Source organism: Kribbella sp. (genome assembly GCF_035687465.1).
Lineage (GTDB): Bacteria > Actinomycetota > Actinomycetes > Propionibacteriales > Kribbellaceae > Kribbella.
In genome coordinates this window covers 1-11,136 of the sequence record NZ_DASRXP010000445.1, presented here as the reverse complement: position 1 = coordinate 11,136, position 11,136 = coordinate 1, and the positions used below count along the sequence as shown (strand labels likewise).

Below are 11,136 nucleotides of genomic sequence, written 5' to 3'. Positions count from 1 at the left end.
CCCGAAGGCGGCTCCGACGCCCAGCGTGGAACTCATGATCGCGATGGACGGGATCACGCGGGCCGGTGGCAGTTCGTCGCGCAGGATGCTGATGCCGAGCGGGATGACGGCGACCGCCGCGCCCTGGAACGCGCGGCCCGTGATCAGGACCGGCAGGTCGGAGCTGATCGCACAGAGCAGGGATCCGAGCACCATGGAGCCGAGCGCGATCAGGAGGACCCGGCGCTTGCCGTACATGTCACCCGCCCGGCCCAGCAGCGGGACGAACACGGCCCCGGTCAGCAGCGTCACCGTGACGAGCCAGCTCACGTCGGCCGGATTGCTGTGGGTGAGCTCGGGCAACTGGGGCAACAGCGGCACCACGAGCGTCTGCATCACCGAGACGAGCACACCGCAGGAGGCGAGCGCGGCAAGAATCAGGCGTGGGTGAGCGGCGGGCCGGACAGTCAAGAAGGGTCCTCACAAGAGAACCCCGCGGTGGAGCGGCCGCGGGGTGAACAAACGTTTACTCCGCTAGCTTAGACGTCCGTTCACCTCGGTCGCCAGCCGATCCGCGCGTTGGCCGGTCCGCACAGAAAACCGGGCCCGGTGTTGCTCTGGGTGAGCAACCCGGGCCCGGGTGAGGGTCGGACCCGGGGCGCTCGGGGGGTGGGAGCGCGCCGGGTCCGATCTACGGTCCGCTGCGGTGGGGGGAGGCGTCAGCGAACCGGGCCTGTGACCAGTTCGATCGTTTCGGTGTGGTGCTGTCCGGCGGTGTCGGTCCAGGTCACCGAGACCTTGTCGCCGACCTTGTGCTGACCGAGCACCGTGGAGAGCGTGTCCGGCGAGGTGATGGTGGTGCCGTCGACCGCGGTGATGACGTCACCGGCCGCGAGGCCCGCCTTGGCCGCGTTGCCACCGGCGACCACGTCGCTGACCTCCGCACCCTCGGCGCCGGCGGTGTTTGTGGCGAGTACCGAGACTCCGAGGATCGCGTCGGTGCCGATGTGGATGGTCGAGGAGGCGTTACCGGCCTCGATCTCGTCCGCGATCTGCAGTGCGGTGTTGATCGGCACCGCATAACCCTCGGCCGTCGGCTGCGGCTGCTGCTGGCCTTGTCCCTGACCCTGTCCCTGCTCGCCGGAGCCCGGGCCGAAGCCGGGACCGGTGGCGGTCAGGACGGTGCTCACGCCGCTGCCGGTCGTGCTGAAGGAAGCCTGGCCGGGCCCGCCCTGGCCACCGCTGCTGGTCGAGCCGGCGGTGTCGACACCGATCACCTGGCCGTTCGCGTTCACCAGCGGACCACCTGAGTAACCCGCCACGATCGCGGCGTCGGTCTGGATCAAGCCGGTCAGGTTCTCCGGGTTGGCACCGGACTCGTCGGTCGCGGTGATCGCCTGGTTCAGACCAGTCACCTGGCCGGGTGCGTAGCTCGGCTCGCCGCCGTCGCCGCCCGCGTTGCCGACGCCGACCACCTGGTCGCCGATCGCGACTGAGTTGGAGTCGCCGGTGGTCACGGTCTGCAGGCCGGAAGCATCCTGCAGTTGCAGGACGGCGATGTCGGCCGTCTCGTCGTACCCGACGACGCTGGCCTTGTAGGTCTTGCCGTTGCCGACGTCGGTCACCGAGATCGAGGTCGCACCCTCGATCACGTGGTGGTTGGTGAGCACCTTACCGTCGGACGTCAGCACCATCCCGGTACCGGCTGCCTGGGCTCCCTCGAAGCCCAGCACCGTGTTCACGTCCACGAGACCCGGGGAGACTTGGGCGGCCACGGACGCCGGGTTCATCACTGTCGACGCCGTGGTCGAGCTGTTCGGGCCGGACTGCTGGTCGATCCCGTAGGCGACCCCGCCGGCGACCAGAGCCGTCGCGAGCCCGAGCCCGCCGATCAGCATCGGCATCCGCCTGCGGCGCTTCGGCGGCTGAGGCATGAAGTGCGCCCCGTGCTGCTGCGCGGCCCACTGGTGAGTCCCGTACGGCGCCTGCGGATACCCGTACGGCGGATACCCCGGCTGCTGATATCCCTGCTGCCCGAAATAGCCCGGCTGCGCCTGCCCCGGCTGTCCGGGCTGCGCCGGACCTTGCGGTGCGGCTGATGCCGGAGCTTGCGGCTCGGCGGACGCCTGCCAGGGCTGGGCCTGGGGGGCGGAAGTTTGTGGTGTCCCGGTCTGCGGTGCCGCGGGCTCCGGGTTCTGTGCCGGCTGCTGCGGTACTGCGGCCTGCGGACCCTGCTGCGCCGGGTCCTGCTGCTCTGGCGTTCCCTCGTTCTCGTTCATTCCCGTTTACCCTCCTAGGCCCTTCCCTCTCTGTTATCGAGTAGACCTCGTCAGTCTGAGAACTCCATCGACTCAACCGATGAATCACCTGAGAATCCACCGTGTCCCAGCACACACCGCCGACGAGACGTCCGAAAAGCACCAGGTGCCCGGGGCAACGACCCCCTGCCAGCAGGTAGACCGGCACCGAACGCCCGGCTCAGGTGCTTACGACTGCGCCAGCAGGAACTCGTCGATCAACGCGTTCACCTCGGCCGGGCACTCCAGCGCCGCGAGATGCGCAGCCCCTTCCAGTACGACGAATCGCGCGCCAGGAATCGCCTCCGCCATCACCCGGGTCTCCGCCACTGGGAACGTCGCATCCTCGATCCCGGCGACCACCAGCACCGGCGTCCGGATCCGGCCGAACAACTCCCGCTGGTCCGGTCGGTGCGGAACCACACTGAGCACCGCGTGGCGACCCGAGTCGATCGCGACCCGGCGTACGGAATCGTTGACTGCGGCAACGACCTCGGGTTTGGTGCGCCGCGCGGTCGGGCCGAGGAACGCGTCGATCACCGGTTTGACCAACGGGCCGCGGATGCCGCGCAAGAGCTGGGCGGACCTGGCGAGCAGCGGGTACTCGAGACGATGACGAAGACCCGCCGGTGACGCCGTCGCGTTCATCAGGACGGAGATCCCGACCCGGTCCGGGTAGAGCGCGGCAAAGGTGCCGCCGATCATGCCGCCCCAGGAGTTGCCGATCAGGTGGGTCCGCTCGAGACCCAGCGCATCCAGGATCTCCACAATCACCGCAGCGCACTGGTCGAAGGTGAACGGCTTGGTCAGCGGACTGCTCGCGCCATGACCGGGAGGATCCACCAACACGACCCGGAACCTGGCGGCGAAGTGGTCAACCTGCCCAGCCCAGAGCATGCCGTCCATCAGCAGGCTCGGCCAGAACAGCATCGCCGGGCCGGATCCACCGACTCGCAAGCGAATCCGGCCGAGCACGGTGTCGACGTACCGATCCTCCATCAGGGTCCTATCCACGGAGAGAGCTGATGGCGTCGGCGAGAAGGTCGATGCCTTCAGCAACTTCTCGTTCGGTCAGGCCGCCGTACCCGAAGACCAGGCCTTCGGGGCCTGAACCGCCCACCCAGTAGGGCTGCAGGCCGTAGACGCCGAGGCCTCGTTCCAGCGCAGCCCTCGTCACAGCGCTCTCGGACAGATCCGGCGGCAGCCAGACCATCACGTGCAGCCCGGCCGAAACTCCGATCGGCTCGAAGTCCGGCAGCCGCTCCCCCAGCCTCTCCACCAGCAGGTCGCGCAACCGCCGGTACCGCGGCCGCATCCGGCGAAGGTGCCGGTCGAACTCCCCACGCGCCACGAAGTCGGCGAAGGTCAACTGGTCCAGCACAGCCGAACCGCGGTCGTCCACGATCTTCGCCGCTGCCATCGGCTCGACCAGTCGCCCCGGCAGGATCAACCAGCCGAGCCGGAGCCCCGGCGCCAGCGTCTTGCTTGCTGTCCCCGCATAGACCACCCGGTCCGGCGCCAGTCCCTGCATCGCACCGATCGGCTCACGGTCGTACCGGTACTCCGCGTCGTAGTCGTCCTCGATGATCAACGCGTCGCGCTCGGCCGCCCAGGCCACCAACGCCGCCCGCGTCTCCGCCGACGTGACCGCCCCAGTCGGGAACTGATGAGCAGCAGTCACCAGTACTACGTCCGCTCCCGACCGCGCGAGTGCCTCCACATCAAGCCCCGACTCGAGGACCGGGATCCCGACAGACTCGAGTCCCGCAGCGGCGGCGACATCGCGGAGTTCGTTGTCGGACGGATCCTCGATGGCCAGCCGGCGGAAACCGGACGCGGCCAGCACCTGCAGGAGCAACCGCGATCCCTGCGCGAAGCCGTTGCAGATCAACATGTCCTCGGCGCGCGCCGACGTACCGCGGACCCGGTTGAGGTAGTCCGCCAGCGCCACCCGAAGCTCGTCCGCGCCCCGGCCGTCCAGATAGGCGAAGCTCAGGTGTGGGGTCTCGTTCAGCACCCGCCGGATCGACCGCAACCACGCGGCCCGCGGGAACTGCGAGACATCGGGACGGCTGTACTTGAAGTCGATCTTCGGTGGACCGGTCGACTGGGTGCGCGCCTCGTCGGCTAGAGGAGTCCGGGCAGCGGCGGGAGCGACCTGGGTGTAACCACCGGTCCGGCTGACAAGGTAGCCCTCGGCGACCAACTGCTGATACGCCTCGACCACGACACCTCTGGACAGGCCGAGATCGTTCGCCAGCGCGCGAGTGGACGGCATCACCGTGTCGGACCTGAGCAGCCCCTGCCGGATCCGCTCCCGGATCCCGCCCTCGAGTTGCTGGTGCAGCGGCACCGGACCGTCCCGCCGGAGCTCGACCAGCAGCTCCCCGGCGCCCGAATTGGTCCTGGATCGGCTCACGAAACTGGACCTTACCGGAGTACCGCTTCGCTGTCAGGCTCGTAAGCACCACCACCTGATCGAGGAGCGACACGATGACAAGCACCCTTCCGCAGCCGGCCACTCTGGCACTGTTGCACGCCAGCGACCCCGGCTACGACGAGGCCCGGACCGTCTGGAACGCGATGGTCGACCGCCGCCCGGCCGTGGTCGCCAAGTGCCACTGCACCGAGGACGTCGCCGCGGCCGTGCGCTACGCCCGGACCAACGACCTTGAGATCGGCGTGCGCTGCGGCGGTCACAACATCGCCGGGCTGGCGGTCCCGGACGGCGGCCTGATGATCGACCTGACCCCGATGAACGAGGTCCGCGTCGATCCCGACCGGCAGCTGGCCTGGGTCCAGGGTGGGGCTTTGCTGGGTGAGCTGGATCGCGCCGCGCAGAAGTTCGGCCTCGCGACGACGGCGGGGAACGTCTCGCACACGGGTGTCGGCGGTCTGACGCTCGGCGGCGGAATGGGCTGGCTTGCCCGGCAGTTCGGCCTCGCCTGCGACAACGTCGCGTCGTACCAGCTGGTGACGGCGGACGGCGAGGTCGTGCGGGCGAGCGCCACGGAGAACCCGGACCTGTTCTGGGGATTGCGCGGCGGGGGCGGGAACTTCGGCATCGTCACCGAGTTCGAGTTCCGGCTGCACCACGTCGGCACCCGCGCGCTCGTGGCTGACTTCACCTATCCCGTGGACGAGGGCTTCGACGTACTGCGCGGCTGGCGCGAACTGAATGCGGTCGCACCCCGCCAGGCGACCTTCACCGCGAGCATCAAGGGTGACAGTTTGAGCGTCGGGTTCGCCTGGGTCGGCGATCCGGCCGAGACCACCGAGTTGCTGCAGAGCTTCCGCGACCTGGGCACAGTCGTTGCCGAGAGCATCGAAGAGCTGTCCTACCTGACCTTGCAGAGCCGGGATGACAGCATCCAGGGCCACCGGTACCGCCGCTACTGGAAGGGCCACTACTTCAAGCAGTTGACGGACGACGCCATCCGGGCGCTGCTGCGGAACCCCGGGGTCGGCGCGAGTCTCCAGGCCTACGGCGGCGCGATCGCCGACGTACCGGACACCGAAGCCGCGTTCAGCCACCGCGACACGCTCTTCGAGTTCGTCACCGCCACCCGCTGGGAGGACCCGGCCGACGACGCCGCCCGCATCGCCACCATCCGCGACTACGCCGCCTCACTCGACCAGTACGCCGGCGGCGCCTACCTCAACACCCTGAACGGCGAAACCATCAAGCGAGCCTTCCCGCCCGCGAAACTGGCCCGCCTCACCGACCTCAAGACCGCCTACGACCCGACCAACATCTTCCACCTGAACCAGAACATCCGGCCGGCTAGCTAACTGCCGCGGACAAGCGGCTGATCAAGGTCTGAGTGTGCGCGACCAACTCCGGCGGCGACTGCACCTCGAAGTCGTAGCCGAGGACGCCGATGTAGAGGAGCAGTTCGTCCAGCGAGTTCGAGCCGGTCTCGACGGTGCAACTGGACTCGTCGACTGCCTCGACGGTGCCGACGGTGTTGCCGATCCGATCGGCGATCTGCTCGGCAGGGGCCCGGACCAGGAAGCGTGCCTGGTAGCGATAGGCCCGCCAGGCCACCCCGCTCATGGTCTGATCGAGCTCCGGCGGCTGCCGCGGGGTGAACCGGGGACCGGTCGGGATCCGTGGGGTCAGCCGGTCGAGGCGGAAGGTTCGCCAGTCGTCACGGTCCAGGTCCCAACCGACCAGGTACCACCTCCGCCCGGTGTGCACGAGGCGATGCGGCTCCGTCGTACGGACACTCGTCGTACCGTCGTGGCTCCGGTAGTCGAACCGGAGGCGCTGGTGATCGCGACAGGCTGCGGCGACGGCCAGCAGGACGTCCGGCTCGACTGTGGCTCCGACGGTCGGCGGCACGGCCACTGACTGCAACAGCTTCACCCGATGCCGGAGCCGGGACGGCAGCACCTGCTCCAGCTTGGTCAACGCCCGGACGGACGACTCCTCGATCCCCGCGACGCTCCCGGTCGCGGACGACCGCAGTCCGATCGCGACAGCGACTGCTTCTTCATCGTCCAGCAGCAGCGGCGGCAGCGAGGCCCCGGCACCCAGGCGATAGCCGGCCACCCCAGGAACAGCCTCGACGGGATAGCCGAGGTTGCGCAGCTTGTCGACGTCCCGGCGGACAGTCCGTACGCCGACACCGAGCTCACCGGCCAAGGCGGCTCCACTCCAGTCCTTGGGCGACTGCAGCAACGAGAGCAGTTTCAGGAGTCTCGCGGAGGTTTCCAGCATGAAGGGAAGTCTGCCATCCAGTTAGGACTAAAGCTGTCCTAACCAGGTGACATTCTCGAAGCATGATCAAGCCATTTCGCCTCGAGATTCCGCAGAGCACACTCGACGACCTCCAGCGGAGGCTGGACGACAGCAGACTGCCGGCGCCCCTGCCCGGTGATGACTGGGACACCGGGGTGCCTGTTGCCTGGCTGAGTGAATTGGTCGAGTACTGGCGGACCGGCTACGACTGGCGGGCCGTGGAGAAGCAGCTCAACGACATCCCGCAGTACACGACCGTCATCGACGGGCAACAGATCCACTTTCTGCACGTGAGGTCCGCCGAGCCGGACGCGTTGCCGTTGATCCTGACGCACGGCTGGCCAGGCTCGTTCGTGGAGTTCCTGGACCTGATCGGCCCGCTGACCGATCCGCGGGCACACGGTGGGAACGCGGCTGACGCGTTCCATCTGGTGATCCCGTCGATCCCTGGCTTCGGGTTCTCCAGTCCGGTCAGCGAGGCCGGCTGGACCAGCGACCGGATCGGCAGGGCCTGGGCGGAGCTGATGAACCGCCTCGGCTACGACCGGTACGGCGTTCAGGGTGGTGACCTCGGAGCGTCGATCTCACCGGAGGTGGCGCGGGCCGATCGCGAGCACGTCGTCGGGGTGCACGCGAACGGCGGGCCCGCGCCGATGCCGCCGTACCCGCTGCCGGCCGAGGAACTGGCTCAGCTGACGCCGATCGAGCAGGACCGGATCGCGCGGATGAACGCGTTCATGCAGGAGGAGTTCGGCTACATCGCGATCCAGTCGACCAGGCCGCAGACGCTCGGCTACGGGCTGGTCGATTCGCCGGTCGGTCAACTGGCCTGGATCATGGACAAGTTCCGCGAGTGGACGTACCCGCGTACTACGTTGCCTGATGCAATCATCGACCGGGACCGGCTGCTCACCAACGTGATGATCTACTGGCTGACCGGCACCGCGGGATCCGCGGCGTACGTCGGCTACGCCCAACGGCCGCCGTGGGGCGTGGCCAAAGAGAACTCGGGCGTCCCGACCGCGGCCCTGATCTTCGCCCACGACATCATCATCCGTCGCTACGTCGAGCAGGAGAACACCATCACCCGCTGGAACGATGTCGACCGGGGCGGTCACTTCGCCGCCCTCGAGGAGCCCGAACTCCTGACCGCCGACGTCCGCGAGTTCTTCCGCGGCCTGCGCTAGTCGATGGAGACGCCGAGGGCGCGCAGGATGCAGGCGCCCTCGGCCAACTGCTGGCGGGCCCGGCGGGCATCGCCGAGAACCGCGCTGGCCCGGCCGAGCGCGAGATGGCTGTGCCCCTGCAGCAGCCAGTCATCGAGCCGCAAAGCCGCGGCGAGCGCCAGCTTCTGGCTCGCGATCACATCCAGCCAGCGACCCGCCTCGCTCAGCCGCGGCTCCAACGCCCAGGCCAGCTCCCAGACCCGCCGGTACTGCTGCGACGCGTACGCGGTCTCGACGGCCAGGAGCTCTTCCCCGCGACCGCCTACCTTGCCCTCAGCAAGTAGTGACTTGCCATCGGCAACTACTGCCGGAACCATCAATGACACGGCCATATCCTAGGGCCGCAATGACCCACCCAGATCACAGAAACGTGACCAGGCAACAACTTTTCGCGGCCGGATCAGCGGCGGGAGGGAACCGAGATCCGGGTCAGGTCGGCGGCGACGACGATCTCGCCGTCGAACTCCGCCGCGGCCTCCTCGTGGAAGCGTTCCGGCTCGGTGTAGCGCTGGGAGAAGTGGGTGAGGACGAGCTTGCGGACACCGCACTCCTGCGCCACCCGGGCAGCCTGTCGAGCGGTCAGGTGACCGAATCTCCGGGCCAAGGTGGACTCGCTGGACAAATAGGTCGACTCGATCACCAGCAGGTCAGCGGAGTCGGCCAGCCGGAACACCCCGTCGCACAACCGGGTGTCCATCACGAACGCGAACCGTTGCCCCGGGCGCGGCTCGGTCACCTGGTCGACCGTTACCGTCCGCCCGTCCACCTCGATCAACCCCGCCTGCTGCAGCCTGCCGACCGCCGGCCCGATCACCCCGTACTGCGCGAGCTGGTCGGGGAGCATCCGCAGACCGTCGGGTTCGATCAACTGGTAGCCGAAGGACTCGATCGAGTGCTCCAGCCGCCTGGCCCACAGCTGGCCGAACGGCCCGACGGACAACAGGCCGTCCTCCTCGATCGGTTCCTCACGGAGCTCGGCCCGCTCGAAGAAGGACGCGGCGTACCGGAGCCGGGTGAAGTAGTCCTGGCCAGATGCCGGGTAGTGCGCGTGGACGGGATGCGGGACGTTGTCGAGCGACAGCCGCTGGATCACACCCGGTACGCCGAGGCAGTGGTCGCCGTGGAAATGCGTGACGCACAACCGGGTGATCGAGCTGGCCGCGACCCCGGCGTACAGCATCTGCCGTTGGGTGCCCTCACCCGGATCGAAGAGGAAGCCCTCGGTGTCCCATCGCAGGAAGTAGCCGTTCTGGCTGCGTTCCCGCGACGCCACCTGACTCCCGGTGCCCAGCACAACCAGTTCGCGCACAGGACTCAGGCTAGACCTCAGGCTGGGACTGCGGCGCTGAACGCTTCGAGGAACTGGTCCAGGTGATGCCGCTCCCAGATCAGCGGCGGCCGGATCTTCAGCACGTTGCCACCCGGCCCGGTCGTACCCACCAGGACCCCGCGCTCGCGGAGCCGCTCGGCGAGAACCGTTGCCGTCAGCCCCGGTACGGCGTCCGGCGGAACCTCGACACCGACCATCAATCCCTGACCCCGAACCCGGACCGACGGGTGCAACCCCGGCGCGAGCCGCGCCAGTCCCGCGGACAGCTCGCCACCGATCCGGCCGGAGCGTTCGACCAGGCTGGTCTGCTCGATCACATCCAGCACCGTCAGCGCGGCAACGCAGGACACCGGGTTGCCGCCGAAGGTACTGAAGTACTCGTCGATCGCGACGAACTCCTCGACGATCTCCCGCCGGGTGATCAGGGCGGCGATCGGATGCCCGTTGCCCATCGGCTTGCCCAGCGTGACGAAGTCGGGAGTCAGGTCGAAGTCCGTGAACCGCCAGAGGTTACGACCGCCCCGGCCGAAGCCCGCCTGCACCTCGTCCGCGAGGAACAGACCGCCCAGCGCGCGGGCCTCGTCCTGCAGACCGCGCAGGAAGCCTCCGGCCGGCGTGAGGATGCCGGCGCTGCTGAACACCGTGTCGACCGCGAGCAACGCCACCTCCTGACCCGCTCGGCGCAGCTCGTCGTACGCCAGCCGGACCCGTCGGCCCGCCTCCACGCCACTCGGCTGCTGCCCATCGGCCTCCAGGTAGGGCGCGTCGAAGGTGGCCACGTGGGCGGGGCGAGCCGAGGGCGGGTAGGTGTTCGTCGACCAGGCGGCCGTTGCCTCACTGACCCCGTGGTACGCGAGATCCGCAACCATCACACCGGATCGGCCCGTGACCACCCTGGCCATTCGCCAGGCCAGGTCGTTGGCCTCGCTGCCGGAGTTCACGAAGATGCAGGTGTCCAAACCAGGTGGCATCGAGGCGGTCAGCCGCTCGGCCAGCTCGACCGCGTGAGGATGCAGGTAGCGCGAGTTGAGGTTCAGGATCGCGGCCTGCCGTGCGATCGCCTGCACCACCGCGGGATGAGCATGCCCGACGACCGGAACGTTGTTGTAGGCATCGAGATAGCGGCGCCCGTCAGCGGTGTGCACCCATGCGCCGGCGGCGCGCACCACCTGCAGCGGTTCCTTGTAGAACAAGGGAGAAAGACGCCCACCCAGCGCAGTACTACGACGCTGCGCCAGCGTCGGATCCGCAACCTGAGAAGAAGCCACCCGGGACGTCCCGCACAACCGGTGGAAGCGGGCCGCCAGGTCGGCCGGTTCCAGCCCGGCCAGCAGATCGAGCCCGTGCCAGCTCCCGGCCACCAGACTCGTGAGGTACTCCTGGTTGTCGGGGTAGAGCGGAGCCCGCCAGGCCGACATGAGCACGCTGGCCGCGAGCCGGGCGACCACCAGCTCACCTATCAGGTCCACCTCGGCAGGCTCCAACGGCAGCACCCGCTGGTAGGCATCGAGAAATGCGCCCGCCGCGGCCCACGGATCGGCGGATTCCCGCAGCAACGAG

The 11,136-nt window shown here is 68.5% G+C and carries 10 protein-coding genes; 2 read left to right on the top strand and 8 right to left on the bottom strand.

The window, feature by feature from the left end:
* The 4 genes from VFG33_RS22960 to pdxR form a co-directional block, all read right to left on the bottom strand.
* Positions 1–450, bottom strand: a 450-nt coding sequence (locus VFG33_RS22960; RefSeq protein ID WP_325054988.1) for an MFS transporter, incomplete at its 3' end; no start/stop codon positions are given.
* 248 nt (positions 451–698) lie between these two features.
* On the bottom strand, positions 699–2,258 hold the full coding sequence (locus VFG33_RS22955) for a S1C family serine protease (RefSeq protein WP_325054987.1): 1,560 nt from the start codon (positions 2,256–2,258) through the stop codon (positions 699–701).
* Positions 2,259–2,465: 207 nt separating this feature from the next.
* Positions 2,466–3,290, bottom strand: a complete 825-nt coding sequence (locus VFG33_RS22950) for an alpha/beta fold hydrolase (RefSeq protein WP_325054986.1) — start codon at positions 3,288–3,290, stop codon at positions 2,466–2,468.
* Positions 3,283–4,695, bottom strand: coding sequence for a MocR-like pyridoxine biosynthesis transcription factor PdxR (gene pdxR, locus VFG33_RS22945; RefSeq protein ID WP_325054985.1), 1,413 nt, complete (start codon positions 4,693–4,695; stop codon positions 3,283–3,285). Before pdxR ends, VFG33_RS22950 begins: the two co-directional genes overlap by 8 nt.
* Before the next feature lie 74 nt (positions 4,696–4,769).
* Between pdxR and VFG33_RS22940 the strand changes: the two genes are divergently transcribed.
* The gene (locus VFG33_RS22940) at positions 4,770–6,068 is read left to right on the top strand and encodes an FAD-binding oxidoreductase (protein WP_325054984.1); all 1,299 of its coding nucleotides are present in this window, start codon (positions 4,770–4,772) and stop codon (positions 6,066–6,068) included.
* On the opposite strand, the gene VFG33_RS22935 is transcribed toward VFG33_RS22940, so the two are convergent.
* The gene (locus VFG33_RS22935) at positions 6,061–6,999 is read right to left on the bottom strand and encodes a helix-turn-helix transcriptional regulator (protein WP_325054983.1); all 939 of its coding nucleotides are present in this window, start codon (positions 6,997–6,999) and stop codon (positions 6,061–6,063) included. The genes VFG33_RS22940 and VFG33_RS22935 overlap by 8 nt on opposite strands.
* Before the next feature lie 62 nt (positions 7,000–7,061).
* Here VFG33_RS22935 and VFG33_RS22930 point away from each other — a divergent pair, with 62 nt between their 5' ends.
* Positions 7,062–8,207, top strand: coding sequence for an epoxide hydrolase family protein (locus VFG33_RS22930; RefSeq protein WP_325054982.1), 1,146 nt, complete (start codon positions 7,062–7,064; stop codon positions 8,205–8,207).
* Here the strand turns inward: VFG33_RS22930 and VFG33_RS22925 are convergent.
* The 3 genes from VFG33_RS22925 to VFG33_RS22915 all read right to left on the bottom strand — a co-directional run.
* A complete protein-coding gene (locus VFG33_RS22925) occupies positions 8,204–8,572 on the bottom strand; it encodes a hypothetical protein (protein WP_325054981.1) in 369 nt (122 codons plus the stop codon). The two genes, VFG33_RS22930 and VFG33_RS22925, sit on opposite strands and share 4 nt — an antisense overlap.
* Positions 8,573–8,646: 74 nt before the next feature.
* A complete protein-coding gene (locus VFG33_RS22920) occupies positions 8,647–9,555 on the bottom strand; it encodes a ribonuclease Z (protein WP_325054980.1) in 909 nt (302 codons plus the stop codon).
* Positions 9,556–9,572: 17 nt separating this feature from the next.
* Positions 9,573–11,136, bottom strand: a 1,564-nt coding sequence (locus tag VFG33_RS22915; protein ID WP_325054979.1) for an aminotransferase class III-fold pyridoxal phosphate-dependent enzyme, incomplete at its 5' end; no start/stop codon positions are given.